Here is a 26,066-nt window from a genome sequence, read left to right on the forward strand (position 1 = left end):
GGAGCCTTGTGACCTTTCCTCCTGAGCATATTCTCACCGCTTTCCATGCGGAGGCTTCCACTCAGTCCCGCCAGCTCGGCGCGGCCTGGGATAATGGCGTGTTAGTTGGCGATGTTGTCTACGCCATGGCGGGCCCCTGGGCGTCCTGGTCGGCGAAGCTGCGCGAAAAGCTCAAAGTACATGGTGCCCGCGTGGTCCGCCCCGTCGTGGCCTCGGATGGTCGCTACACCGCCGCGGGCTGGAAGGCGAACCAATACGTCCCCGGGGGCCTGCGCGGCCGGGCGGATGAGGCCGCCCAGTTGGCCTTGCGTATTGACGCAGTGCTTGCCGATGTCCCCGTGCCCGGCAACCGCGACGACGTCTTCGCCCGCGCCGAACGCGCCGCCTGGGAAGAAACGGGCGAGGCCATTGTGGCATTGCCTGCCGATGTCCCCGTGCAGGTCGGCCACGCCGATGTGCTGGGCACCACCTTGTTTGCCGCGGCGAATCCACCCACCATCGTCGATGTGGTGCCGACTGCCGCGCCCCGTCCGGCCGGCTGGTCTGCCGCACTCGTGATTGTCGATGGCCTCATTGCCGGCGTCGTCGACGATGCCGTGTGCCGCCGTTTCAACCACGTGCCACACATGGACCAATTGCTGCTGCGTGCCGTGGCGTATCGCCGCCACGTCAATAACCTGCACCCCGCATCGAAGTCGAATGTGCGTTCGGAGATTGAGCGCGTGGAGGAAATGCTGGTGTCTCGGGCATCTGAGATACTGGCTGAGTGAGTTATAGTCCGCATTCCACCGCCCGGGCAGGTGTGGTCCTGCCGCCATCGCCAACTGTGCGACTGGTCGCGCGCAAGCGACCAGCACAGCATAGAAGCTGGGACATACCTTTACCGGAGCGCGGCACCTGGAAAATCACTGGTGGTGCGGGCACGGGTGTCTCCAGCTTTGTCGTGGACACCGTCATCGCCCGCCTGCAGACCGGCGCGCACCCCGACAGCATCCTGGTGGTGGCGACCTCCAAGGAATCCGGTGCGCTGTTGCGCCGGGAACTGTCGACGCACCTGGAAAACTTCGCCGCCAGCTCCAGCCCGGTGCGTTCCGTGCACTCCCTGGCCTTTGCGTTATTGCGTCGCGACAGCGACGAAGACCTGCGCCTGATTACCGGTGCCGAACAAGACGCCGTCATCCGCGAACTGCTCGAAGGCCATGCCGCCGACGGCGGTGCCCAGTGGCCGGAAGAATACCGCCCGGCCTTAAGCTTCGTGGGTTTCGCCCGCCAGCTGCGTGACTTCCTGTTGCGCGCCATTGAGCGCGGTCTTTCACCAGATGACCTGGAAGAACTCGGCGACCACTACCACCAACCCATGTGGCGCTCCGCGGGTATCTTCTTGCGTGAGTACGAACACGTCCAGGAACTGCGCGGTGTGCACTCGCTATCTGCGGCCGAGCTCATCTCCCAGGTCCTGCTGCGCCCGCACTTAACGGACAATCACCAGTGGGACACCATCGTTGTCGATGACGCCCAGTTACTCGACCCGACCGCCGGGCGCTTGATTACGGAGATGTCCAAGACCACCGAACTCACTGTGGTCGCCGGTGACCCGGACCAGGCCGTCTTTGCCTTCCGCGGTGCTAACGAGGAATTCCTGCAGAATTTCCCCGCCGAGCACACCCTGGAGCTGACCGAATCTCAGCGGCACCCCGAACCGGCGTGTGTGAGCATCGTCGAATCTGAAGGCACCCTACGCGACGTCATTGCCGATACCGTCCGTCGCCGCCACCTCAGTGACGGCGTTCCTTGGCAGGACATCGCGGTCATCGTCCGCGGTAGCGGGGATATTGGCAAAGTCCGTCGCACCCTGCTGGCAGCTGGCGTGCCCGTCCACATCAACCCAACCGACGTGGTGCTTTCCGAGCAACGCCTCGTCGCCGCCATGCTGCTTGCCCTGCGCGGGCTCGAAGAAGAACTGACCAATAGCCAGCTCGAAGACCTGCTTACTGGTCCCGTGGGTGGTGCAGACCCGGTGACCCTGCGCCGGCTGATTCGTGGTTTGCGTCGCTATGCGCCGGATAAGCGCGGCATTGATACGCTACGCGAGCTCCTTGACGGCGAACTGCCCGATTTCAAAGGCTTGCTTACCGAGCGCGAAGAAACGATTCTCACCCGCATCCGCGACATTATCGGTGCTGGACGAAAAGAAATCGCCGCTGAGAACAGCGTCGAGGAAATCCTCTGGGCTGTCTGGCAGGAAACCGGCCTGGATGCCCGTTTGCAGGCAGCCGCCCTGCGCGGTGGTGCGACCGGTTCGCAGGCCGACCGCGACTTGGATGCGATGATGTCGCTTTTCGATGCCGCCGGCGACTTCGTCGAACGCTACGACTCCGGTGCCACCTTGAGTGCTTTTATCAAGCACATCGAAGAACAAGAATTGCCCACCGGCGTGCGCGATAGGCGCACCGCCACCCCGCAGGCTGTCGAGGTCATCACGGCCCACGGTGCCGTGGGACGCGAGTGGGACACCGTTGTCGTAGTCGGCGCGCAGGAAGGGCAGTGGCCAGCCCTGGGTGAGACCGGATCTCTGTTTGACCAAGAAAAGCTCGTCGACTTAATCGACCACCGCATCGAACCGAATGAGCCCGTCAGCCACCTGGCTAGCCGTCTTGCAGAAGAACGTCGGCTTTTCCATGTGGCGACGTCCAGGCATCGGCAGCGTTTGGTCATCGCGGCCATCGACCAGCCGGATGGCGATGTCGTGGCTGAGCCGTCGCGTTTCATTGAGGAATTCTGTGGCAAGGGCGTCGATGTCCCGGGTGCCCAGGCGCGCCGGGAAGCCAACCAGCAGTTGCGGCGCTCACGCTTGCCGCGTGAGTTGGGCCTCGATGTGCCTGAACCTGCACCGGTGCGCCCGGAGACGGAAGAGGAAGTCGACCCGCTGCAGGTCTCGGTGCTATCCGTGCCGTCGTTTGTTGCACAGCTGCGCCGCGTGGTTACGGACCCCGAAAGCGGCGAGACCGAGCGCACCCAAGCCGTGCGACAGCTAGCGCGCATGGCCGAAGCCGGCGTGCCAGGCGCGCACCCGGACGAATGGTGGGCGGCGCGCGAGCTTGCCAGCGAACACGAGCTGGAAGCGCCGGCGCGCTTGTCGCCGTCGAAGGTGGAAGCGCTGCTGACCTGTCCTCTGAATGCGATGCTGACGAGTCTTACCGAAGAAGACGACGGCAGCGAGATTCACCTGCAGCGCGGCAACATCACCCATGCTTTCTTAGAAGCGCTCGGTCGCGGCGCGGACCCGGATGCTGCTTTTGAACTGACCATGGAGGCTTACGGCGAGGTGCTCAACTGCCCGGACTGGCAGCGCGAGACCAAGCTGGAAGAATTCGCTGACTTGCTCGAGCGCACGCGGAGTTGGGCACTCAAGAACGCCGAAGACCTGGTGGGCGTGGAGGTTCCCGTCAGTGTTGACGTCGACGGGATTCGCATTGGTGGCTATATCGACAGGCTGAGCAACGATGGCACGGATTACTACGTCATTGATTTGAAGACTGGTAAGTCCGCGCCGACGAAGGCCGATGTGCAGGACAACGCCCAGCTGGCGACCTACCAGTTGGCCTTGGAGCACGGCCAGCTTATCGATGGCGCCATCCGCACCGGCGACGGCATGTCGCGTGGCGGAGGCGTGCTCTACTACCCGGCAGTCGGTGTGCGGGGAACCTCGCGCGAGCAGGCGCGCTTGGATGATGAACAACTGAACGAGTTCGCCGAGCAATTGCCGCCGCTGTTGGAGGAAATGCGCGGACCGAAGGTCACCGCGCGCGAGAACGATGGCTGCGATGATTGCCCGATTCGCAGCATTTGCCCAGTGCATACGGAAGGAAGGATGACCACTGATGTTTAGTCCGAATCAGATTGCGCGTGCGCTCGGCAAGAAATTCCTGCCCACCGACGAGCAAGTGCAGGTCATGGAGGAAGGCCTCAAGCCGAAACTCGTCGTGGCAGGCGCTGGCGCGGGCAAGACCGAGACGATGGCTTCGCGTGTGGTCTACCTGGTTGCCAACGGCATGGTCCGCCCCGAGCAGGTGTTGGGTCTGACCTTTACGCGTAAGGCGGCGCAGCAGTTGGAACAGCGCATCCGCAAGCAATTGCAGACGCTGCGCTCGTCGGGGCTGATTGTGCCGGGATCGCCTGCAGCAGAAGCACTGGAGACCATCGCGCCGAAGGTGTCGACCTATGACTCCTATGCTGGTGAGTTGCTGCGTGAATACGGCCTGCTCGTGCCCGTGGAGCCGAGCGCGCGCATCATTACCGAGGCAGAGCGCTATGCCATTGCCCGGGAGGTGGTCATCAATTATGGCGGCAAGCTCGCAGCACCCCAGGCGGTGCCGACGGTGACGAAGACGCTGCTGCGTCTGACTGAAAGCATCGATAACAGCTTGCTCGATACCACCGACATTGAAGAGCAAGCCGATGCCTTCTTGCGCGAGGTGCAGTCGTTGGAGAAATCCAAGCGCAGCAAGACGGAGTTCTCCCAGAACAACCTCAAATACATGGAGACCCAGACGCTGCGCAAGCAGTACCTCCCGTTGGTCGATGCCCTCAAGAACGAACAAGCCGAACAACGCGTCATTACCTTCGGCGAGCAAATGTCGGTGGCAGCGCAGCTAGCGGAGAAACATCCAGTGGTGGGCAAGGAACAGCGCGCCCGCTACAGCGTGGTCATGCTCGATGAATACCAGGACACCTCCCATGCGCAGCGCGTGCTGCTGCGCAGTCTGTTTGGCAACGCACCGCACGAGGGGCTGTCCGTCACGGCCGTGGGTGATCCGATGCAGGCGATTTACGGCTGGCGCGGTGCGACCGCGGAGAACCTCACTGCGTTCGTGGAGGACTTCCCGCAGGCAGACGGCGTACCAGCCGATAAGGACCAGTTGCTGACCTCGTGGCGCAATCCGGTAAAGGCGCTGCAGCTGGCAAACACTGTGGCCACGGGTGTCTTCGCGGGCGGAACGCGCCCGGTGGGGGAGCTCTCGCCGCGCGAGTGCGCGCCCGAGGGGGAAGTCCAGTTGGCGTATTTTGAGACGCCGGCGGAGGAACATGGGTTCATCGCGAAGCACTTGCGAAAGCTGTGGGAAGAACGCGACGGTGAGTTCAAGGCCGCGGTGCTGGTGCGTCAGAACAAACAGGCCATCCCGATTGCAGAGGCGCTGGAGGAGGCGGGTGTGCCTTATGAAATTGTCGGACTAGGCGGGCTGTTGTGGGAGCCGGAGATTCAGGACCTGGTGGCGTTGGCGACGTTGTTGGTGCGCCCGCAGGCATCGACAGCAGCGCTGCGTGTTTTGTCCGGTCCGCTGTGCGGCCTGGGCATTCAGGATTTACAAGCCTTGGCGGCACGCCAGCGCAACCTGGCAGGTGTGGAGGATAATCGCGTGCGCTATGAGGGCGGTGACCCGCTCGAGCACCTGCGCGCGGAGTTGGCAGTCCAGACTGCAGAAAAGCCGGACCAGGTGCTGGGGCTTGGCGATGCCCTGGCCGACCTGGGCGAGCGCGAGCGCTACACCCCGGAAGGCCTGGCGCGCATGGAAGAGGTCGCGGCGAAGCTGCGTCACCTGCGCACCTACTCGTTGGCCAAGCCGCTGGCAGACCTTTTCGCCGACATCGAAGCGCTGTTTAACCTGCGAACTGAGGTGCTGGCGCGTGGGCGCGCCGGGGGTGCCACGCATCTGGACCAGTTCGCGGAGTTCGTCGCTGGTTTCCACGGCGATTCACTCGGCGCGCTGCTGGATTACTTTGAGCTTGCCCGCGATGAGGAGGGCGGACTCGAAGCCGGTGAGGTTCCGGCGACGACAGACCGCGTGCAGATTCTTACCGCGCACAAGGCGAAGGGCCTGGAGTGGGATCACGTGTGCGTGGCTCATGCGGACTCGCAAAGTTATGCCGCCAAGGCGGAGACGTTCGTGACCAAGGTCGATAAGGCACCAGGACCGGGCGATGAGATTCCACTGGATATGGACGCCACCACGCGCACGGACTTCGAAAAGGCCTGCAAGCAGTTCATGGAGGAAGCCCGCGAACACAATGCCGAGGAATCAGCGCGCCTCTTTTACGTGGCGATGACGCGTACCGAGTCCACGCTGACCATCACCGGCTCCGGTACCAACCGCCAATCCGGAAAGTCGAAGAAGGGCCCCTACGAGTACTTCGAAACCCTCAAGAACGCATTCCCCGACCTCGTCGTGCACTGGGAGGTGCCCGAGACCCCAGAGGCAGAGGACGGTCGCACCCTGGGCGAAGAAAAGTTTCCGCAGCTTAACCCCCGCGCCGAGGTGATGGAGGCTGCGGGGCTGGTGCGGGAGGGCATCGTCAAGCAACCGGCACTCAGCCGCGGTGAGACCTTTGACCTGTGGGAGCAGGAGACCAGCGCGCTGATTGCCGAGTATGAGGCGCTGCAGACCCCGCGGGTGGATGTGGAGTTGCCGAAGGAGCTGACGGCTTCGGACTTTGTGGCTGTGGGCCGGGATGCGCTGCAGTTTGCGCGCAGGCAGCGTCGTCCGGTTCCGTTTAAGCCGAATCGGTATGCCAAGCGTGGCACGGCTTTCCACTCCTGGGTGGAGGACCTCTTCGGCGGGCAGGCGCTGCTCGATGAGGACCAGCTGCCAGGCATGGGCGAGGACCCGACCGGGGACGTGGAAGAGCTCAAAGAGGCGTTTATGAAATCCGAATGGGCACAGCGCACCCCGGTGGAAGTGGAAAAGCCTTTCTACTTCACGCTGCATGGTTCGGTGCTCAACGGCCGAATGGATGCGGTGTTTCAGGAACCGGATGGCAGTTATCTGGTTGTGGACTGGAAGACCGGTCGCCCGCCGCAGGGCGCGGAGTTGAAGGCAGCGGAACTGCAGCTGGCGGTCTATGCTGAGGCTTTACGGCAGGAAATTAAGGGTGCCAAGGTGCGCGCGGTATTCCATTATGTGAGCAGTGGGTTTACGCTCGAACCTAAGTCGTTGCCGGCGGGTAAAGACCTGGCTGCGGTTTTGGACTCGTCGGTTGAGTGGGTGGAGGACTAGAGTTAGTCCGTCACTAAAGGAGGTTGCGTGAGCACGCATCTGCATCGCTTTCGAGAGCGCTTTAAAGCCCAGGTCGAGCTGTCTTCTCAGCCAGATCACGCGCTTATCGATGTCATCCAGGTCCCCCGCGATAATCGCGCCGGCCCCTGGCGGCGGCTGAGCCGTCGTGTGTTGTGGGCTTTTGCCCTGCTGGTCTTCGTCATGGTTGTCGTTTACCTGGACCGGGATGGCTACAGCGAGGATCTCTCACTTCTCGATGCCGCCTACTACTCGGCGGTCTCACTGACTACGGTGGGCTACGGCGATATTGTCCCGGTGACCCCGGAGGCGCGTTTTATTAACTTGGTCGTCATCACCCCGGCCCGCCTGGTCTTCCTGGTGTTGTTGGTCGGTGCTACGTTGTCGGTGCTCACAGACCGTGCGCGGCGTACCTTTGAAATCCAGAATTGGAGAAAGAATTTGCGTAACCACACCGTCGTTATTGGCTACGGCACCAAGGGTGCGGGCGCGGTCGCGGCATTGCTTGCCGATGGCATCCCGGCCTCCCAAATCGTCGTCATCGATACTAATCGCGCCTCCCTGGCTCATGCGGAACACCACGGCTTGGTGACCATTTATGGCTCCGGTACGAAGCAGGATGTGCTCAAGATTGCTGGTGTGGAGAACGCTGAGTCGGTGGTCGTGACACCGTCGACAGATGACACGGCGGTGCTGTGTACGTTGTCGGTGCGTGAGCTCAATCCGCGGGCGAAGATTGTGGCCTCGGTGCGCGAGTCGGAAAACCGTCACTTGCTGCGCCAATCCGGTGCAGATTCCGTGGTGACTTCGGCGGAGACTGCCGGTCGTTTGCTAGGCCTGGCGACGGTGACTCCGACCGTGGTGGAGATGATGGAAGACCTGCTCTCGCCAAATGAGGGCTTCTCCGTTGCAGAGCGCCCCGTGCGCGAGTTTGAGGTCGGTTCCAACCCACGTCACCTAGCCGATATCGTGTTGGCGGTGCTGCGCAACAACGAGCTGCACCGCGTGGATACCAAGGACGCCTCGGCGTTGAAGCCAGGCGATCGCCTGCTGTATATCAAGCACGAGATGGAAGAACCCACAGAAATCGACGAGGACGACTAGATGTACTTACCGGTCTCAGCTACCGGACGGGTTCCGGTCGATGCGGCCGGGCAGCCTGTGCTGCTGCGCCACCTGCCACCGACGGATGTCGTGGTGCAGTTGTCGCGGTGGTCAGCGCTTTTGCTTGACGATGTCGCCGCCTTCGGCACACCCCAAGACGCCACCTTCTTTGCCGATCAGCCAGAAATTTTGAAGGCGATCACGTTGGTGCGCAACCGGCGGGAGATGATTTTCGATCCGGCTAGTGGTGAAAAGCTCGACTACTCCGACGGCGGGGTAGTAGGCCGCAATCCGCGTGGGCGTTTGGTCTTTCCGCGCCTGGACCCGGCGGTCATCGGCATGGTGCAGCTACGCGGAACGAACAAGATTTTGCTTGCCCGTAACCGTCAGCGCGATGGGTATTTTTCGCTGATTGCCGGTTACGTCGATGCGGGTGAGACACTGGAACAGGCCTTTGCCCGCGAGGTCTGGGAGGAAACCGGCAGGCGCGTGGAGGACTTACAGTATTGGGGCTCGCAGCCCTGGCCGCCGTCCGGGTCGTTGATGGTCGGTTTCACGGCGGTGACCGGCGATGCTGCGGCGGTAGGAAAGCTGGATGGCGAGCTCGCCGAAATTCGCTGGGTCAGCCGGGACGAGTTGCCGGAATTGCCCTTGGCTAGGGCTGGTTCGATTGCGCACACGATGATCATGGAGTGGTACCACGGTGAATAAGTTGGATTTGTCCCTACTCGACGACGACCAGCGCGTTGCCGCCACCGCCCCGCGCGGCCCGGTGTGCATTCTGGCGGGTGCGGGTACGGGTAAAACTCGCACGATTACCTACCGCATCGCGCACCTGGTGGACCAGGGCTTTGTGAACCCGACTCGCGTGCTGGCGGTGACCTTTACCGCCCGTGCAGCAGGGGAGATGCGCGACCGCTTGAACGCCATGGGCATTGGTGGTGTGCAGGCCGTGACCTTCCACGCCGCGGCACTGCGCCAGCTGAAGTACTTCTGGCCGCAATTTGCCGGCGACCTCGCGTGGGAGCTGCTGGATAACAAGTTCCCGCTGGTCGCGCGTGCGGTGCGCAGCATGGGCATGGATACTTCGACGGAAAATATCCGCGATGTGCTCTCGGAAATCGAGTGGGCCAAATCCTGTCTGCTGGGCCCGGACGACTATGCGGCCGCGATTAAGGACAGCGACCGCGAGCCACCCGTGGCGCCGGAAAAGCTGGCTGAGGTCTACCGTCGCTACGAGTCGTTGAAGTCCACTCCGGAGCGCATGTTGCTGGACTTCGATGACCTGTTGCTGCACGTCGCCGGTGCTATTGAGAACGTACCGGCTGTGGCGGAGACTTTCCGCGAGCAATACCGCACCTTCGTCGTCGACGAGTACCAGGACGTCACTCCGCTGCAGCAGCGCGTGCTCAACGCCTGGCTCGGTGACCGCGACGACCTGACCGTGGTGGGCGATGCCAATCAGACCATTTACTCCTTTACGGGAGCCTCGCCGGATTATCTGTTGAACTTTTCGCGGACGTATCCGGATGGGACCATCGTGAAACTGCAGCGCGACTACCGCTCCACGCCGCAGGTGACCAAGCTGGCCAACGAGGTCATCGATAAGGCCGTGGGCCGTGCCGCGGGCACGCGCCTGGAACTGGAAGGTATGCGCGATCCCGGCCCCGAGCCCACCTTTGACGCCTACGAATCTGAAGAGGTGGAGGCTAAGGAGGTTGTCGGCAAGATTCTCACCCTGCTCAACCAGGGCGTGAAGGCTTCTGAGATTGCCGTGCTCTATCGCATCAACGCCCAGTCGGAGCAGTTTGAGCAAGCGCTTGCCGATGCCGGCGTCGTCTACCAGGTCAAAGGCGGCGAAGGCTTCTTCCGTCGTCCTGAGATTCGCGAGGCCATCCGCGCTCTCATTGCCGCCACGCGTCGCGATGATCTACCGAACGCACCGGTTGAAATCGCGAAGGCCGCCTTCGTCGAACTGGGCCTGAGCTCTTCTGAGCCACAGGGGGCACAAGCCCGTGAACGCTGGCAGTCGCTGAATGCCTTGGTGAGCCTGATTGAACAGATCGTGCGCGACCACGAGGGCATCGACCTGCCGGGCGTGATTGGCGAGCTGCGCCGGCGTGCCGAATCCAAGCAGAACCCCACGATGGAAGGTGTCACGCTGGCGACCTTCCACGCCGCCAAGGGCCTGGAGTGGGACGCGGTCTTCCTCGTCGGTCTGACGGAGAAATTGCTGCCGATTAACCACGCCATCAAGGCTGGTGACGAGCAAATCGAGGAAGAACGTCGCCTCTTCTATGTCGGCATTACCCGTGCGCGTGAGCACCTCGCGTTGTCCTGGGCGCTGGCGAAGACGACCGGTTCGCGCGCCTCGCGTGAGCGAACCCGGTTCCTCGACGGCCTGGCCCCAGGAACCGAAAGCACCAACGACCGGGGCAAGAAGCGTCGTCCGCAGCGCTGTCGCGTGTGCGGTGCGGGGTTGAATACCCCGGCAGAAAAGGTCATCGGCCGGCACGACTACTGCGAATCCGACGGCGACGAGGACGTCTTCCAGGCCCTGCGTTCCTGGCGTGCAGAGACCGCCCGGGCGATTAAGAGCCCAGCTTATGTGGTCTTTTCCGATGCCACGTTGCAGGCGCTTTCGGAAGCACTGCCGCAGGATGAAGCTGAGCTTCTCGATGTCTCCGGCGTTGGCCCTGCCAAACTCGAACGCTACGGCGCGGAAGTCCTAGAGGTTATTCGCAACGCGCGTATCTAGTGGGGCCTCGTACTCGAGGTTCGGCCGAAAGCACACCGGGCAGCGCGGGTGTTCCATCACGATGCGCTGCTGGTGGTGGCCGTGGAAATCCACGGTAAAGGATTCGCCGGCCACGAGTGCTGCTTGTTGGGCGCCTGGTGGCATCGGCAAGCCATACATGCGCTGCAGAATCGTTCTGACCTGCGCCATAATCGCGCCCATCAGCAGTGAGTCGCTGCTGGGTTTCTGCTCGCCAAGCTGTTGACTCACCCGGTGCCACGCGGAATCGGCATCGATGCGGTGCATGTGGATGCACATCGGGCACGGCCCTTTGCCCTGGATATGCAGTGGTCCGACGATGCCGCGCGAGTCCACGAGCGAAACCGGAATCCAGGTCACGGTCTTTTTGCGCAACGCATTCGCGGTATCAACCGGCTTGTCGAGCATATCCACCGCCAACACCGGCATGCGCTGGCCCATGCGCGCGGCTTCCAAAAGTGCGGCGGTGCCGCCGAAGCTACTGCGCACGGTGAAGTTGTAGTGGGGAAGGTGCTCGCGGAGGGCATCGGCAAGCGGGCTTGAACCCAACACCAGCACTGGCTGCGGGTCGAGGACCGGCCACAGCACGCCGTAGTCAATAAGGTCATCGAGTACCGAATTCGCCGTATCCTTGGCGACACCTGCCTTGATGAGCAAACGCCGTGCCTTGCTGCGCGGTACCGGTTCGCGCATGTCATTGACCGCCTTCGCTACCGCGGGCGCATCCGTTGTCTGCAACAGTCCGCAGCGCGTGGCATCCACCCCGAATTGCACGACGTCGTCTTCGCGCACGAAAGCTGAATAACCGGGCGCTAGATAAAGCATTCCCATAATCTCCCCCTTGGCGGAGATTTAAGCACAGGTAGACTCAGCTGTCATGTCGAAGGTTCGCGTCATCCGCTCTGCCCGCCGCAAGCGTACCGTGCAAGCGCGCATGGAAGAAGGCACGCTGGTGGTGCGCATTCCGGATTGGATGAGCAAGAAGGAAGAAGAGGAAGCCGTCGCGAGCATGCTCGCGCGCTTGGAACGCAAGCAAGCACCCGCCTCTGACGATGAACTGCTCAAACGCGCCAAGCAGCTCAACACCAAGTACTTGGAAGGCCAGGCCAACATCGGTTCGGTGCGCTGGGTGAGCAACCAGCAGCATCGCTGGGGCAGCTGTACGACCTCAACCGGCGATATTCGCATCACCGACCGCCTACAAAAAGTTCCGGACTACGTGCTGGATTCGGTCTTAATACACGAATTGACCCACACCTTCATCCCTGGTCATGGACCGGAATTCTGGGCGTGGGCCGATAGTTTCCCACAGGCAGAACGCGCCAAGGGCTACCTCGAAGCGTTCCAGCGCTGGGGTTAGTCGTCCTTCTCCTCGTCGTCGGACTCTTCTTCAGAGCCCTTTTCCTCCGTGGAATCTTTTTCGGATTCCGCGCCATCTGCGGAGCTATCTTCGCTCCGCAGCATTTCTTCGAGCTTCGCGAATTCTTCTTCGAAGCCTTCGTCGGGTTGGTCGTCGAGGAGCGAGTCGATGAAGGCTGCTGGGTTCTCCAGGTGTTCTGCGGTGGGCAGGAAGTCTGGGTGGTCCCAGGCGGAGTCGCGCTTGTCGGCGCCGACGGCGTTGGTGGAACGGCGCCAGAGTTCGACGGCTTCGGTTACACGTGGTGCGGACAGTTCGATGCCGAGAACGCTGGACAGGGCGTGGTCGGCAGAACCGCCAGTGGCGCGTCGATTAGCCCAGGCTTCAGCCATCTTGTTCGTCGACGGGATGCGCTCGCTGAGTGCTTCGTTGACGACGTGGTCGACCCAGCCCTCAACCAGTGCCAGGAGGGTCTCCAGGCGAGAAGCCGCAGCGGAGTTAGAAGAAGTAATGCGCGGGCTAAGATCCATGCCCTGCAGCTTGGACATTGCGTCCTGGATGGCCTGCGGGTCGCCGGACTCGAGATTGAGCTCACGGGTGGCTTCTTCGATGTGCGAGGTATCGATGACCAGGCCCATGGCGTATTCCTCGACGGAGGAGACGATGCGCTCAACCAGCCACGGCACGTGGGTAAACAGGCGCTGGCGCGCTGCTTCGTGCGCGGCGATGTAGACCAGGATTTCCTGGCCCGGGATGTTCATATCGCGGGCGATGGTCTGGATATTGTGCGGCAGCAGGGCAGTGGTACCAGCAGGGGCTACCGGCAGGCCGAAGTCGGAGCCGGTCAGGGACTGCTTGGCCAGATCGCCGAGCGCGTGGCCGAGCTGCATGCCGAAGTTCATGCCGGACATCTGCTGCATCATCTGCGACAGCGGGCCCATCATCTCGCGGGCTTCTTCCGGCAGGGAATCCAGCTGTGCGTTGTGCATGTTTTCAGCCACCGGGGTGACCATGCGCTTCCACGCAGGCAGGGTTTCTTCCAGCCACTCGGTGGAGTTCCAGGCCTTGATGGAGCCGGAAGCGGTGGGCAGCGAGGTGACATCGTCAAGCCAGAGTTCTGCCAAACGCGTGGCTTCTTCAACCGCCTTGGTGTCTTCGGCGGTGATGTTCTTTTCACCGTCGATGCGCTGGCGGGCGATGCGCTGCGCCATGTCGTAGTTGACCGCGCTCTTCTGGCCCTCCGGGGAGTTCATCGACGAACCCATGCCAGACAGCATCTGCCCGAATTGGTTGAGCATGTCGCCGAGTCCATTGCCACCGCCACCGAAGCCAAACGCGCCGAACGGGTTCTGGTCACGACGTCCGTTGTTGTCATCGTCGTCGTCATTGTTAGGGAAGGAAAAACCGAATCCGTTGTTCATGTGTCCCAACCTACCGGCGTTTATCCTCACGATCTACGTTAAACACTACGCTGACAGCGAACACGTAGCTGCAGCGAATTAATCTGCCACGGTGAAACGGGTAGGCTCATTACCCGTGAATTCTTCTACTCGTCCCAGCACCCGGATTCGCACCCTGGCATGGGGTGCTATTCCAGTGCTGCTGACCGGGGCTTTGGTCACCGTGGATCGCATCCCCGGCACTGACATCACCTTGACTGTGCCTTATGCCGCAGAAGGTCCCGGTCCGGTCGTGGATACCCTCGGCGAGGTCGACGGCACCGAGGTCGTGGACGTAGATGCGCCAGAAACTTATGACACCACCGGCGAGCTGAGCATGACGACGGTGTCGGTGCGCACCAACATGACGTTGGCGCAGGCACTCGGCCGGTGGATGTTTACTGATGACACCATTGTGCCGATTGATACCGTCATCCCGCAGGATATGAGCGATGACGATGTCCAGGAAGCCAATCAGCAGGCATTCATCCAATCGGAATCGGCGGCCACGCTGGCAGCGATGGATTACTTGAAATTGCCGGTCAAGATTCAGGTCGCGCAGGTTCTCGACGACATGCCGGCAGCTGGGGTAGTAGAGCTCAACGACATCATCACCGGCGTCGACGGCGAGGAGGTCAGCGACCCGGTCAAGGTCCAAGAACTAATCAAGGCAAAAGAGCCTGGCGATGACATCGAGCTCACCTTAGATCGCGGCGGCAAGGAAGTCACTGAGACAGTTGAGCTAGGGGAGAACCCGCACCAGTCCGGCTCGGCGCTGCTGGGCGTATCGATGCTGACGGTGCCAGATAGCGACGTCGAGGTTGACTACAACCTGCAAGATATTGGTGGTCCGTCGGCGGGCATGATGTTTAGCCTGGCGGTCATCGATAAGCTTTCGCCCGGGGACTTGAACGGTGGCAAGCGCGTGGCAGGAACCGGAACCATTGGCGATGACGGTGCCATTGGCCCGATTGGTGGCATCGTGCACAAGGTGGGGGCGGCTGCCGAGCAGGGGTCAGAGCTATTTTTAGCCCCGGCGCAAAACTGTGTCGAGGCAGTCAGTCGCGATCACGGTGACATGGTGGTTGCGTCAGTAGAAACGCTTGACGACGCCATTACCACCATGGAGGATTTCGCCGCCGGTAAACCGGTTAATCGTTGCTAAGTAAGTCCAACTCAGCCAGGCGCTCTTCCGGATCCACCTCATCGGAGTTGGTCAGCTGCTGCATGACAAGGCCTTCACGGTTATCTACTACAGACAAGATGATGGTGCTGCCCAGAGTCGACCAACCCACCACGCGGTTGCCGTCGTCTTCCACGGCGGTAGCGCTGCGCAGGCCGGTAAGCACCTGAGTGGTCTGGGAAGCCTTGGACTTGGACTTGTGGAACTGGAACTGGCCTACTTCTTGGCCAGAGCAGTAGTAGGAGTCTTTGACGCTGCCTTCCGAGCAGCTATCGAATTCGTTGTAGAGCTTCTCGCTCATCACGGGGCCGAAGGTGGCAAAGACCTCGTCCATGATTTCGGCATCGCCGTCTTCCGGCTCTTCCTCAGCTTCGGAGCTAGCGCTTTCCGATGCACTTTCTTCCGACTCTTCTGCAGAGCTTTCTTCGGAGGAGGATTCTTCGGACGAGGCCTCTTCTGAGGTGGTCTCTTCCGCGGTGGTTTCTTCGGAGGTTGCTGGAGCGGGGTCGACCGGTGCTTCTTCCTCGCCATTTGAGCAGGCCACCAACGCCGCGCTCAGTGTCAGAGCAGCGACGAGGCTAGCGGGGCGGGCAAGGCGAGATGACAGCACAGTGTTCTCCTACTACGCGGTGAGCAAAGTCAACAATCCAGTTTAGGCGATCTCGTCCGGATCCTGCTCGAGGCCGTAACGCAACGCCGCAATTACCCCCGGTGCTACCTCCGGACCGCCGCGCAGATGAATCTCATCCTCGGCGAAGGGGCCCTGCTCTTCCAGCTCTTCTTCGGTGGGGCGCATCTGCAGCAAGGTCAGTTCGAGACCTTCCTCACGCAAGGCGCCGGAAAACAGGCGGGCGGGGCGGACATCGTTAGCTGCAAGCTCACCGGAGGTATCGCGGAAGTTAATCTCCTGGGCCAAGATGACACCAGCAATTTCGCGGGGCCAGGCCAAACGCGACACATACTCCGCTAGTTCTTCGGTACCGGGCTCGATGTTTTCGGGGAGATCTTCTTGGACCACCAAAGTGAGGGGAGCGGAATCTTCCGCATCCAAGTCCGCGAGTTGGTCGCTGAGTAACTCCGAGGGAACCAGCGCGAATAGAGTCGGACGTGCTTCCCAGCCTTCGGCGTGGACGAACTCGACGGCCTCCCGCATGGCTTTGTTTAAAGCTTGCTGTGAATCGTTGGGGGAACTCATGAACATCCTTATTCGTTGATTGGGTGTTGCCTTCCCTAAGCTGGAAGACTATACCGCTATTTTCGTACGATTTTTTGATTGGAGCAGGCGTTGGTTTCCGGACTCTCCAGACCTTCCGCGCCAATGAAAGGCCCCAACCGCGCCATAGCGTGGGTGGTGGGCATCATTGCAGCCCTTTTGTTCCTCGGCCCCATGCTGGTCGGCTTTTATACCGAATGGAGGTGGTTTGGTGCCATTGACTATCGGAATGTCTTCACCACGGCGATCGTAGCCCGCATTGTTCTGTTTGTTGTCTTTGCCCTGTTGGCTGCCGTAGTCACCTGGGCAGCGGCCTTCTTCGTATGGAAGGGCCGCCCGGATGGCATGGATGTGGCCGACCTGAATTCGCCGGTCTACCAGTACCGCAAGTCTATTGAAAAGACTATGCACACCGTGCTCAAGGTGCTGCCGATCGTCTTTGGCCTGGTCGCTGGCCTGATTGGCCAGGGTAACTGGCGTACCGTGCTGCTGTTTATCAATGGCAGTGACTTCGGCTTTGAAGATCCGCAGTTCCACAAAGACATGGGCTTTTACGCCTTTGACCTGCCGGTCTACCAGCTGCTGGTCAGCACCTTCTCCCTGCTGGCTGCCATTGCCTTCCTGATTGCCCTGTTTGGCCACTACGTTTTGGGCGGCATCCGCATTGGTAACCGCGCAGCCGGCGTGCGTGGCGGCATCTCCCGCCCAGCCCGCATTCAGCTGGCTGTGACCGCAGGTATCTGGATGGTCCTGCAGGTTATCGGCTACTGGCTGGAGCGCTACGAGCTGCTCTACCGCGAGCACGGCCTGTTTACCGGTGGTTCCTACACCGACATCAATGCTTACTTGCCGGCCAAGATCATCTTGATGATCATCGGCATCGTCGTTGCCATCGCCTTCTTCATGGCGATCGTGATCAAGGACCTGCGCATCCCGGGCCTGGCTGTTGTGCTCATGCTGGTCTCCTCCCTGGCCGTGGGCCAGGCATGGCCTCTGCTGATGGAGCAGTTCTCCGTTCAGCCGAACCGCCAGGCTAAGGAAGCCGAGTCGATTGCCCGCAACATCGAGGCCACCCGCTTTGCGTACGGGCTTACCGATGAAGACGTCACCTACATCGAAAACTGGGGCGACGAGGACATCGACGACGAGCGCGTTGCCACTGACAACGCCACCATCTCCAACCTGCGTCTGCTGGACCCGGACATTCTGGCTCCGACCTTTACCCAGATGCAGCAGCTGCGTAACTTCTATGGCTTTCCGGAAACCCTGGCCATGGACCGCTACGAGATTGATGGTGAAAAGCGCGACTTCGTCGTGGCCGCCCGTGAGGTGGACCCGAACGAGCTGCGTGAGAACCAGTCCAACTGGATTAACCGCCACACCGTCTACACCCACGGCAACGGCTTCGTGGCTGCACAGGCCAACACCGTCGATGAGGTAGCACGCGATGCTGGCTCTGCCCGCGGTGGCTTCCCGGTTTTTACCGTCTCCGACCTGCAGACCCAGGCCGGCCAGGAAGCGGAAGGCGAAGGCGAGACCCAGGACGCTGAGGAGTCCCTGGGCATCCAGGTTGACCAGCCGCGTATCTACTACGGCCCGGTTATTGCCTCTGCCGAGGACGGCCTGGACTACGCCATCACCGGCCAGACCGGCCCGAACCCGGTCGAGTACGACACCGACAACACCACCTACACCTACGAAGGTGAAGGCGGCGTCGAAATCGGCAACATCTTCGACCGCACCGCATACGCGCTGAAGTACCAGGAGCTGAACTTCCTACTGTCGGACCGCGTGGGCTCGGAATCGAAGATTCTCTACGACCGTGACCCGCGTGAGCGCGTCGAGAAGGTCGCTCCGTGGCTGACCACCGACTCGTCTACCTACCCGGCTGTTGTCGATGGCCGCATCAAGTGGATCGTCGATGGCTACACCACCCTGGATTCCCTGCCGTACTCCCAGCGTGCCTCCCTGACGGAGACCACCCAGGACGTGCAGAACCCAGACGGCACCACCCAGCGCCTCATCAACGACCAGGTCGGCTATATCCGTAACTCGGTCAAGGCCACCGTCGATGCTTACGACGGCACCGTTGACATCTACGAGTTCGACACCGAAGACCCGGTCCTGAAGGCCTGGAGCGATGTGTTCCCGAACGTCGTGAAGCCAGAGTCTGAAATCTCTGACGAGCTGCGCGATCACTTCCGCTACCCAGAAGACATCTTCAAGGTCCAGCGCAACATGCTGGCCCGCTACCACGTCGATGACCCAGGCGTGTTCTTCAACAACGACGCCTTCTGGTCCGTTCCGGAAGACCCAACTGCAGGCGAGGCCGAGGGCCTGGACCAGCCGCCGTACTACGTCATGGCTGCTGACCCAGAGACCAACGAGCCAAGCTTCCAGCTGATCACCTCCTTCCGTGGTCTGAACCGTCAGTTCCTGTCCGCACACATGACTGCATCGTCGGATCCGAACTCCTACGGTGACATCACGGTGCGCGTGCTGCCGACGAACACCCAGACTCAGGGTCCGAAGCAGGCGCAGGACGCCATGATGTCCTCTGACCAGGTCGCACGTGACCGCACCCTGTGGGAGGGCACCAACGACCTGCACAACGGCAACCTGCTGGCTCTGCCAGTCGGTGGCGGCGAGATCCTTTACCTCGAGCCGATCTACTCGCAGCGTAAGGACCAGGAATCTGCGTTCCCGAAGCTGTTGCGCGTGCTGGTCTCCTACAAGGGCCGCGTGGGCTACGCCCCGACCATTGGTGAGGCCCTGGACCAGGTGGGCATCGACCCGCAGGCCGCACAGGACATCGAAGAGGTCGAAGGCGACGGCGGCACCGATCCGGAAGCCACCGCACCTGACGATGATGACTCCGTCACCGCCGAGCAGGACGACGAAGCCGAGGCATCCGCACCGGCATCGGCACCGTCTGCTTCGGATGAGGGCGCAGCAATCGAAGACATCAACGATGCTCTGAGCAACCTCGAGGACGCCCGCGATGGCTCCTTCGAGGAGTACGGCAAGGCTCTGGACGAGCTGGACCGTGCAGTTGAGTCCTACCGCAACCTCAACTAAGCGAAGAAAATAGCGAAAACGGCACCTGCCCAGGCGATTTGGGTAGGTGCCGACCGCTATGTATAGTTACATGAGTCGCCAGGACGAAGCGGTTACGCAAAGTCCTAAGCGTAGATGATGGAAGTCATCCGACGCGGGGTGGAGCAGCTCGGTAGCTCGCTGGGCTCATAACCCAGAGGTCGTAGGTTCGAATCCTGCCCCCGCTACCAACTTTCAAGTCCTGACCAGTAGAAATGCTGGTCAGGATTTTTTCGATCCAAGCCCAGAAATGGTCAGAAACACTAAGAAGTACCCTTAAGAACCGACTCACGTGCGCAAAACGGGCGCACATTGTAAGGCGGTGTCCATTTGCTCCGCGAAGTTGGACGCGCAGCGAAGATCTGGGCCTAGTTGGTTGCAAAAACGACATGGATAGGACGACATCGCCTAGGAAGGCCAGACGCCGGAGGAACCGCGGCGGTGGGAGTCGACCAAGTGGGTATCGACTATGCCGCTGGCTTCCATGAGTGCGTACATCGTGGTGGGACCTACGAAAGTGAAGCCTTCTTTGCGCATGGCTTTGGATAGGGCGAGAGATTCTGGTGACTTGGTAGGAATCTCATCGACAGTGTGCGGGTGAGGGGTTTCATCTGGCTGGAAGGACCACACGAAGTCGACGAGTCCGCCTTTGTCACGCAGCTTGATGGTTGCCTGAGCGTTGTTGATGGCTGCAAGGATCTTTGCCTTGTTGCGCACGATTCCAGCGTTATTGAGTAGTCGCTCCACATCGGCGTCGTCATAGGTGGCAACGACGTCCGGGTCGAAGTTGGCGAAGGCCTCGCGGAAAGCCGGGCGCTTGCGCAAGATGGTCGCCCAGGACAGCCCTGCTTGGAAGGCTTCTAGGGTGATGCGCTCGTACATGCCTTGTTCATCGCGAACTGGCATGCCCCATTCGGTGTCGTAGTATTCGCGCAAGAGCGGATCCACAGCTGCCCAGGCAGGGCGGGCAAGGCCGTCGTCGCCAACAACAACGCCAGTATCAGGGGTGCTCATGGTCTTTAGCTTAAAACAGTCGTCCGGCGGCAGTCTCAGCTGGTTCTTCCAGTTCCAACAGGAAGCGCTTGCGTTCCAGGCCGCCGGCGTAGCCGGTCAATGATCCGTCGGCGCCGAGTACTCGGTGACAGGGGATGAAGATGCTAATCGGGTTACGGCCGACTACTTGGCCCACGCGCTGTGCAAGACGCCGGTTGCCTAACTGTGTGGCAATTTCACCGTAGGAGGTGGTCTCGCCGTAGGGGATATCGCGAAGGATGTCCCAGACCCGGATAGAAAATTCGTTGCCGTGGGCGAAGAGGGGGACATCGAAAAGCGTGCGCGTGCCCGACAGGTATTCCTGCAGTTCGGCGGCTGCTTGGGTGAGCAGGGCATCGTCAGGCAGTTGCACCGTGGTGCCGAAAGCCTCAGCGTCAGGCTTATGGGCATGCTCCGGGAAGTAGAGTCCGGTGATGCTGTCGTCCTCAGCGACGAGGGTGATACTTCCCAGCATGGTCTTTAAGGAGGCATTGCGAAGGTTGGTCATGATGCTGCCTTTCTTTGCGGTTAAGGCTACCGGCCAGATTGCATGAGTGGATGACGGACTACCGGTTTCATCACCAGTGTGGTGGACAGCTTGAGGACGCCGGGCAGGGCGGTGAGGTGGTCATCGTAAAGCTTTTGAAATGCGTTTAAGTCCGTGGTGGACACGCGCAGCAGGAAGTCTGGATCGCCGAGGAGGCGGTCGGCTTCGAGGACCTCCGGAATGGTGTCGAGTGCTTCTTCGAATTGGCGAATAGCGCGGCCGTTGCCATCGCGCATGGTGACAAACACGATGGCTTGGAAACCGCGACCGATAGCTTCCGGATTGATAGTGGCGCTATAGCCCGTAATGACACCGGTGCGCTCTAAATCTTTGAGTCGACGATGGCAGGCGGAGATGCTCAAGCGGGCTTCGTCGGCAAGCGTGGTGATGGTCATGCGCCCATCATCTTCCAGTAGCGAAAGAATTTTCCGGTCAACCTTGTCCATGTGGGAAATTATTCCACGATTAAGTCAATTAGATGCAAAAGTGGCAAACATTTTCTGCGCTTCCTTGCATAGTCTTGCGCTGCAAGAAACAAGGAAGGACAGTTATGGATCTCGGATTGGCGTTGGGCTTTTGGGGTGTGTCCGCACTGTTAAGCGTGACCCCGGGTTCGGATTGGGCTTATGCGATGGCCGCCGCGTTGCAGAATCGTTCACCGTTGCCGGCAGTGATCGGTCTGGTTGGCGGGCACTTCTTGGCCAGCGTGGTGGTCGCTGCCGGCGTGGGTGCGATTGTCTCGCAGGCGCCCATCGTATTGACCATCTTGACGGTCATTGGCGCGTTGTACCTGATGTGGCTGGGCATTGTCATGCTGCGCAACCCGCCAGTAGTGGAGGAGGGTGAAGCCGTTGCTGAATCCAGTGTGGGTGCCCAACTAGGCAAAGGCTTTGGTGTCAGTGGCCTTAACCCGAAGCTCTACCTGTTGGCGCTAGTACTCATCCCACAGTTCGTCGACCCGCAGCAGTGGATGCCAGTAGGGCTGCAGATGCTCATTATCGGCATGTTCCATGTCGTCAACGTCACCGTGGTCTACCTGACTGTCGCCTACGGCGCGCGCATCGTTCTGCGCACCCGCCCTGCCGCAGCCCGCATCGTGGCCTATGCTTCCGGCATCATCATGCTGGCTATCGGTGCCTACCTGCTCTTTGAGGAATTCTTCGTGGGCTAGCTGGGTTTACTGTAATCCCTCGACTGCTGCGTTTGCCTTCCTGCAGGCAAGAATTGTGATTACTAGTACGAGTACGGCAACGGCAAGGCTAATCACGCAGAGGATAATCTCGTTGGCGACAAAGAGGCTGGCGATGCCTCCGATAAGCATCGGTACGCTGCTGGTTATAAGGAGATCGGCAGCGGCCTTATGGCCTTTGAACCAGGTTTCTTCGTTGCGCATGACAGCTGCAGTTCTAATTCCGGCCAACTCGTTCTTGGGCAGTGTTCCCTGGGCAGCTTTCACTCCAATCCATAGCACCAGAGCACCAGAAAGCAGCCAGACGACAGCTAAAACGATCGAAGCTGTACTCATGGGCGCCCCTCTCGGTCTCCATTGGTCAATGTGAAGTCAATGCTACGGGTCTGAGCCTGGGCGATGCTTTGCGATGGTTATTCCTTCACCGCTGCGTGCGCCCTCATCGTGGCAAGGAAAATCAACGCCAGCAAAAAGAAGACAGCGGGGATACTCAACCACCCAATGAGGGCGTCGTCGACAAACAAGCAGGCAATGCCACCGATCAGCATGGGGACACCGCTTGCTTTGAGGAAGCCCGCGGCTTCCTTATGGCCTTTGGCCCAGGTCTTTTCATCGCGCAGAAGGGTCGCAGTTTGAATGCCGACTAGATTGTTCAGTTTGAGCGTGCCCTGGTCCGCCTTCGCGCCAACCCACAACATAAGGGAACCAGCAAGCAACCAAGTGACAGCCATAATTATCGAATACACAGTCACGGGAGCTCTCCTGGTTCTTGCTGGAAAGTAGAGCTTTAATCCTACGAGAGCTAAAGGCTGTAGAAGGTGCTTTTAGATGGAAAATTATTCTTAATTGGCTCGGGTAGACCAATCCTTGCCGCGGAAAGATTTAAGCGCTCGGGATTGGACCTGCGATTGCCCAGGCACCGATAACACGACGGTTAGAAGAGTGATAGAACGACGGTTAGGACTCTGATAAAAAGACGGTTAGGAAGGTGATAACTCGTCGGTTAGCAGATGTTGACGCAGGTCATCCTGCGGAGAGTGGGAACTGGGGGGATCGGGTAGAAAGGCTTAACCCAACAGGGCGAGGCCGTGGGCGATGAGGATTTTGGCAATCATCGCGGCAGGGTAGACCATTGTGTAACCGAGGGTGACGCGTGGGTCGGAGGATGTGCGGGTGTTGGCAAAGGCCAGGATGGCCGGCTGAGTTTGGGCGCCGCCGAGGATGCCGGCGGTCTTGGTGGCACCGATGCCGAGTAGCTTGCGCATGCTGATGACCACGCCGACGGCGACGATGGTGGTGATGATGAAGCCCAGCAGAAGAATCTTGATCCAGGCGCCACCGGTGAAGGCTTCTGCGATTTGGCCGCCGGCGTTGGTGCCCGCTTGGGCGAGAAAGAGCAGCAGACCGAATTCGGCCAACACGGTGTTGGCGGAGTGGGGAAGTGCCGTAATCAGTGAGCCCACGCGGCCGACGTGTGCCATGAGCAAAGCGACGATGAGCACGCCAGCTGCAGCGCCCAGGCTGAAGGAATCACCACCCGGGAGCGGGATGGAAATCTGGCCAATGGCATAGCCCAGTGATAGGCCCAGGCCGAGGGCTACGGGGTTGATGTCAGTGAGTCCCTTAGACGAATCACCGAGGAAGTTGGAGATTTCCTCCAAAGACTCCGCAGGGCCAACGACGCGGACGCGGTCGCCGAGTTCGACGACGAATTCGGGCATGGCTACTTGGTCTTCATCGGCACGACGCACACGGGAGATGCGAGCGCCCCAGCGATCGGACAGCTCGTTGTTGAGCTGGGCAATGGTGTGACCGGCGCGGTCGTGTTTGGAGATGGTGATGCGGCGAAAGTCGAGTTCGTGCCGGTCTTCGATAAGCAATTGCGGGGAGGCGCGTCCCACGGTGTCAGTTACGAGGTTGAGGTATTCCGGGGAACCAACCACGGTGATGACATCGCCGGGGTGTAAGTGGTCACCGTGAACGGGCAGCACGGTGTCGTTATGTCCGACGCGACGCAGGCGGGTGACCTGAACTTCGCTATCGCCTAAGTCCAAAATGTCGCCGATGCGGAAGCCGTCGTGGGTGACCTGGATGTGCACGGTAGTTACGGGTGCGGTGGTGTCGTCGTCATCGCCAGCCCGGCGCAGCACCAACACGGTGGCAATCATCATGCCGATGACACCGAAGAGGTAGGCCACGGCATAGCCGACGGTTGCAGGGCCTGCTTGGCCGGTGGCTTCGCTGGCAGCTGCCAGGGCAGGGGTATTGGTAATCGCGCCGGCAAAGGTACCGGCGATCACGGCGATGTCGAGGTCGAGAACGAAACTGCCGACAGCCCACGCAACGATGGCGGCGATGATGAACACCCCGACCATCGCAAAGACAGGCCCTGCGGCACTGCGCAGCGACTGGAAGAAGGTCACACCGGAGTTGTTGCCGATACCAAAAGCGAAGAGCACTAGTCCCAGCGTGCCGAGGATGGGCGGCAGGGTGGCCTCGACATCGGCAGCTGCCGCAGCAGCAGAAATACCAATGCCTAAAAAGAGCACCGCGGCTGCACCCATGCTGATGCTGCGGATGCGGACACTGCCCAAAGCCATCCCGGCGCCGATGAGCACAAAGATCAGCAAAATGGGATGGACAGCAAGGAATTCAAGCAAAGAAGTCATGGTGTCTCAGACAACTAGTTGGGTGCAGTGGAACCGATGAAAAGCGTACACAAGCCATAGTAGGGGCACCCGAATTCTGGATGATTGGTAACGGGTTGAAAACGTTCTGTAACGCTGCCTGTGCGATGTATGCATTTGTGCGAACATAAGGTGTCTTGCTCATCCACTACCGAAAGAAGGCAGCTTTATGCTTCGTCTCTCGCACCTTAAGAAAGTCCTGGTGGGCTCGGCTTTCGCAGGTGCGTTTTTCTTCGGTGCCCCAGCTGCGGGTGCCGATGAATTACCAACGCCAAACTTTGATTCCGCAGGCTTTGTTGACCAGGTTCGCAGCGACCTGGCGAACTTCGGTATCCAGACTCCTGAGGTAGACACGGCTGTTACCGATGCCGTCGATTCTGCCCTGGAATCCGCCGTACCGCAGGCACCAGCTCAGCAGCCGGCCGAACAGCTAGCAGAGCAGCCAGCGCCACAGGTTGCTCCTGCCGTTGAGCAGGCTGCATCCCAGGTGCAGCAGGCTGCCGATGCCGCCGCGGAATACGCACAGCCAGCCACCAACCCCAACCCGATTGGGCTGTTGGAGGAAGCCACCCAGCCAGACTGGAAGCCACTGGGCAACGACCCGTACTACCAGTGGAAGAACGACATGTTCTCCAAGGTCGCTGCCGGTAAGCCAGAGGCAGAGTTCATTCTGCACCGCGTACCAGGCTCGTTCTTCGATGCCCCACGCATCCCAGATGAGTCCGATACCGCGATGACCCAGGATAAGTCCCTGTACGGTCCGGGCACCCCGCTATATATCGGCGAGGACTCCTTCTGCACCCTGACCGTTGCCGGTAACGATGCTGAAGGCCGCAAGGTCGGTCTGACCGCCGCGCACTGTGGTCAGGTCGGCGACGAGGTCACCTCCGCTGACTCCTGGCAGGTTGGCCCGACCGGCACCATCGTCGATCGCAACGAGTACCTGGACTACTCCGTGATCGAGTTTGGTTCCCAGGCTGAAGTCACCCGCAGCTACAACGGCGTTCACGCCAACAAGCTCGGCGGCAACGTCCGCCCGGGTGAACTCACCTGTAAGCGCGGCGTTGCCACCGGCACCACCTGCGGCATGACCTACGTACAGGGTCAGGAACTGCAGGTAAACCAGGTCTGTGCAATGCAGGGCGATTCCGGCGCACCGCTGTTTAGCCGGGGTCGCCTCGTCGGTTCCATCACCGGCGGTGTCATCGGTAACTTCGCGTGCCACTCCCCACTGCAGGGCGCAGTACACGCACCAACCATGGCAACCAACATGGACGCCATCCTCGCTGACCTCAACCGCCGCGGCGGAGTAGGAGCAGGCTTCCACCTTCCCGAATAAGTCCTTCAGACTTCTTCGGGAAGACTAAAGAAGA

21 protein-coding genes and 1 tRNA gene are annotated in these 26,066 nt (G+C 60.6%); 12 read left to right on the forward strand and 10 right to left on the reverse strand.

Annotated features, from left to right (window positions below; translation table 11 throughout):
• The first annotated feature begins 8 nt into the window (after positions 1-8).
• From UL81_RS03200 to UL81_RS03225, 6 genes are read left to right on the forward strand one after another with little or no spacing between them, the layout of a single operon-like run.
• Positions 9-770, forward strand: a complete 762-nt coding sequence (locus UL81_RS03200) for a hypothetical protein (protein ID WP_035106904.1) — start codon at positions 9-11, stop codon at positions 768-770.
• Positions 767-3,889, forward strand: coding sequence for an ATP-dependent DNA helicase (locus UL81_RS03205; protein WP_236684500.1), 3,123 nt, complete (start codon positions 767-769; stop codon positions 3,887-3,889). Before UL81_RS03200 ends, UL81_RS03205 begins: the two co-directional genes overlap by 4 nt.
• Entirely contained in the window at positions 3,882-7,052 is a 3,171-nt protein-coding gene (locus tag UL81_RS03210) for an ATP-dependent helicase (protein ID WP_046453251.1), read from the forward strand. The genes UL81_RS03205 and UL81_RS03210 overlap by 8 nt, the downstream gene beginning before the upstream one ends.
• A gap of 27 nt (positions 7,053-7,079) precedes the next feature.
• Positions 7,080-8,174: a potassium channel family protein gene (locus tag UL81_RS03215; RefSeq protein WP_046453252.1), complete on the forward strand. Its 1,095-nt coding sequence runs from the start codon at positions 7,080-7,082 to the stop codon at positions 8,172-8,174.
• The gene (locus UL81_RS03220) at positions 8,175-8,885 is read left to right on the forward strand and encodes an NAD(+) diphosphatase (protein ID WP_035106906.1); all 711 of its coding nucleotides are present in this window, start codon (positions 8,175-8,177) and stop codon (positions 8,883-8,885) included.
• Entirely contained in the window at positions 8,878-10,932 is a 2,055-nt protein-coding gene (locus UL81_RS03225; protein WP_046453253.1) for an ATP-dependent DNA helicase UvrD2, read from the forward strand. The genes UL81_RS03220 and UL81_RS03225 overlap by 8 nt, the downstream gene beginning before the upstream one ends.
• On the opposite strand, the gene UL81_RS03230 is transcribed toward UL81_RS03225, so the two are convergent.
• On the reverse strand, positions 10,903-11,781 hold the full coding sequence (locus UL81_RS03230; protein WP_046453254.1) for a TOMM precursor leader peptide-binding protein: 879 nt from the start codon (positions 11,779-11,781) through the stop codon (positions 10,903-10,905). The two genes, UL81_RS03225 and UL81_RS03230, sit on opposite strands and share 30 nt — an antisense overlap.
• A 46-nt stretch (positions 11,782-11,827) precedes the next feature.
• On the opposite strand from UL81_RS03230, the gene UL81_RS03235 reads away from it, so the two are divergent.
• Positions 11,828-12,310, forward strand: a complete 483-nt coding sequence (locus tag UL81_RS03235; protein ID WP_035106908.1) for a M48 metallopeptidase family protein — start codon at positions 11,828-11,830, stop codon at positions 12,308-12,310.
• On the opposite strand, the gene UL81_RS03240 is transcribed toward UL81_RS03235, so the two are convergent.
• The gene (locus UL81_RS03240; RefSeq protein ID WP_046453255.1) at positions 12,307-13,728 is read right to left on the reverse strand and encodes a zinc-dependent metalloprotease; all 1,422 of its coding nucleotides are present in this window, start codon (positions 13,726-13,728) and stop codon (positions 12,307-12,309) included. The genes UL81_RS03235 and UL81_RS03240 overlap by 4 nt on opposite strands.
• 115 nt (positions 13,729-13,843) lie before the next feature.
• On the opposite strand from UL81_RS03240, the gene UL81_RS03245 reads away from it, so the two are divergent.
• On the forward strand, positions 13,844-14,911 hold the full coding sequence (locus UL81_RS03245; protein WP_035106910.1) for a YlbL family protein: 1,068 nt from the start codon (positions 13,844-13,846) through the stop codon (positions 14,909-14,911).
• Here the strand turns inward: UL81_RS03245 and UL81_RS03250 are convergent.
• Positions 14,898-15,539 (reverse strand): hypothetical protein, encoded by a 642-nt coding sequence (locus tag UL81_RS03250; RefSeq protein WP_035106911.1) that lies wholly within the window; start codon positions 15,537-15,539, stop codon positions 14,898-14,900. The two genes, UL81_RS03245 and UL81_RS03250, sit on opposite strands and share 14 nt — an antisense overlap.
• A 42-nt stretch (positions 15,540-15,581) precedes the next feature.
• Positions 15,582-16,124 (reverse strand): PPA1309 family protein, encoded by a 543-nt coding sequence (locus tag UL81_RS03255; protein ID WP_035106913.1) that lies wholly within the window; start codon positions 16,122-16,124, stop codon positions 15,582-15,584.
• A 123-nt stretch (positions 16,125-16,247) separates the two neighbouring features.
• On the opposite strand from UL81_RS03255, the gene UL81_RS03260 reads away from it, so the two are divergent.
• Both UL81_RS03260 and UL81_RS03265 read left to right on the forward strand, forming a co-directional pair.
• The gene (locus UL81_RS03260; protein ID WP_035106915.1) at positions 16,248-19,220 is read left to right on the forward strand and encodes a UPF0182 family protein; all 2,973 of its coding nucleotides are present in this window, start codon (positions 16,248-16,250) and stop codon (positions 19,218-19,220) included.
• Between the two features lie 132 nt (positions 19,221-19,352).
• Positions 19,353-19,429: transfer RNA gene (locus UL81_RS03265), tRNA-Met, on the forward strand.
• A 217-nt stretch (positions 19,430-19,646) separates the two neighbouring features.
• On the opposite strand, the gene UL81_RS03270 is transcribed toward UL81_RS03265, so the two are convergent.
• The 3 genes from UL81_RS03270 to UL81_RS03280 are packed head-to-tail and all read right to left on the reverse strand — an operon-like array spanning position 19,647 to position 21,263.
• Entirely contained in the window at positions 19,647-20,252 is a 606-nt protein-coding gene (locus UL81_RS03270) for a DNA-3-methyladenine glycosylase I (RefSeq protein ID WP_035106917.1), read from the reverse strand.
• A 10-nt stretch (positions 20,253-20,262) separates the two neighbouring features.
• Positions 20,263-20,778: a methylated-DNA--[protein]-cysteine S-methyltransferase gene (locus UL81_RS03275; RefSeq protein ID WP_035106919.1), complete on the reverse strand. Its 516-nt coding sequence runs from the start codon at positions 20,776-20,778 to the stop codon at positions 20,263-20,265.
• Between the two features lie 26 nt (positions 20,779-20,804).
• Entirely contained in the window at positions 20,805-21,263 is a 459-nt protein-coding gene (locus UL81_RS03280) for an Lrp/AsnC family transcriptional regulator (RefSeq protein ID WP_046453256.1), read from the reverse strand.
• 104 nt (positions 21,264-21,367) lie between these two features.
• Here UL81_RS03280 and UL81_RS03285 point away from each other — a divergent pair, with 104 nt between their 5' ends.
• Entirely contained in the window at positions 21,368-21,988 is a 621-nt protein-coding gene (locus UL81_RS03285; RefSeq protein WP_035106921.1) for a LysE family translocator, read from the forward strand.
• Between the two features lie 6 nt (positions 21,989-21,994).
• Here UL81_RS03285 and UL81_RS03290 read toward each other — a convergent pair whose 3' ends face one another.
• The 3 genes from UL81_RS03290 to UL81_RS03300 all read right to left on the reverse strand — a co-directional run bounded on the left by UL81_RS03290 (position 21,995) and on the right by UL81_RS03300 (position 24,675).
• Positions 21,995-22,342, reverse strand: a complete 348-nt coding sequence (locus tag UL81_RS03290; RefSeq protein WP_035106923.1) for an SdpI family protein — start codon at positions 22,340-22,342, stop codon at positions 21,995-21,997.
• A gap of 77 nt (positions 22,343-22,419) precedes the next feature.
• Positions 22,420-22,737, reverse strand: coding sequence for an SdpI family protein (locus UL81_RS03295; protein WP_236684501.1), 318 nt, complete (start codon positions 22,735-22,737; stop codon positions 22,420-22,422).
• 336 nt (positions 22,738-23,073) lie between these two features.
• On the reverse strand, positions 23,074-24,675 hold the full coding sequence (locus tag UL81_RS03300) for an aspartate:alanine exchanger family transporter (protein WP_035106926.1): 1,602 nt from the start codon (positions 24,673-24,675) through the stop codon (positions 23,074-23,076).
• Between the two features lie 187 nt (positions 24,676-24,862).
• Here UL81_RS03300 and UL81_RS03305 point away from each other — a divergent pair, with 187 nt between their 5' ends.
• Positions 24,863-26,032 carry a S1 family peptidase gene (locus UL81_RS03305; RefSeq protein ID WP_035106929.1) on the forward strand — a complete coding sequence of 390 codons (1,170 nt, stop codon included), beginning with the start codon at positions 24,863-24,865 and terminating at the stop codon, positions 26,030-26,032.
• Positions 26,033-26,066 lie beyond the last annotated feature (34 nt).

The organism is Corynebacterium camporealensis, from assembly GCF_000980815.1.
GTDB classification, from domain to species: Bacteria; Actinomycetota; Actinomycetes; order Mycobacteriales; family Mycobacteriaceae; genus Corynebacterium; species Corynebacterium camporealense.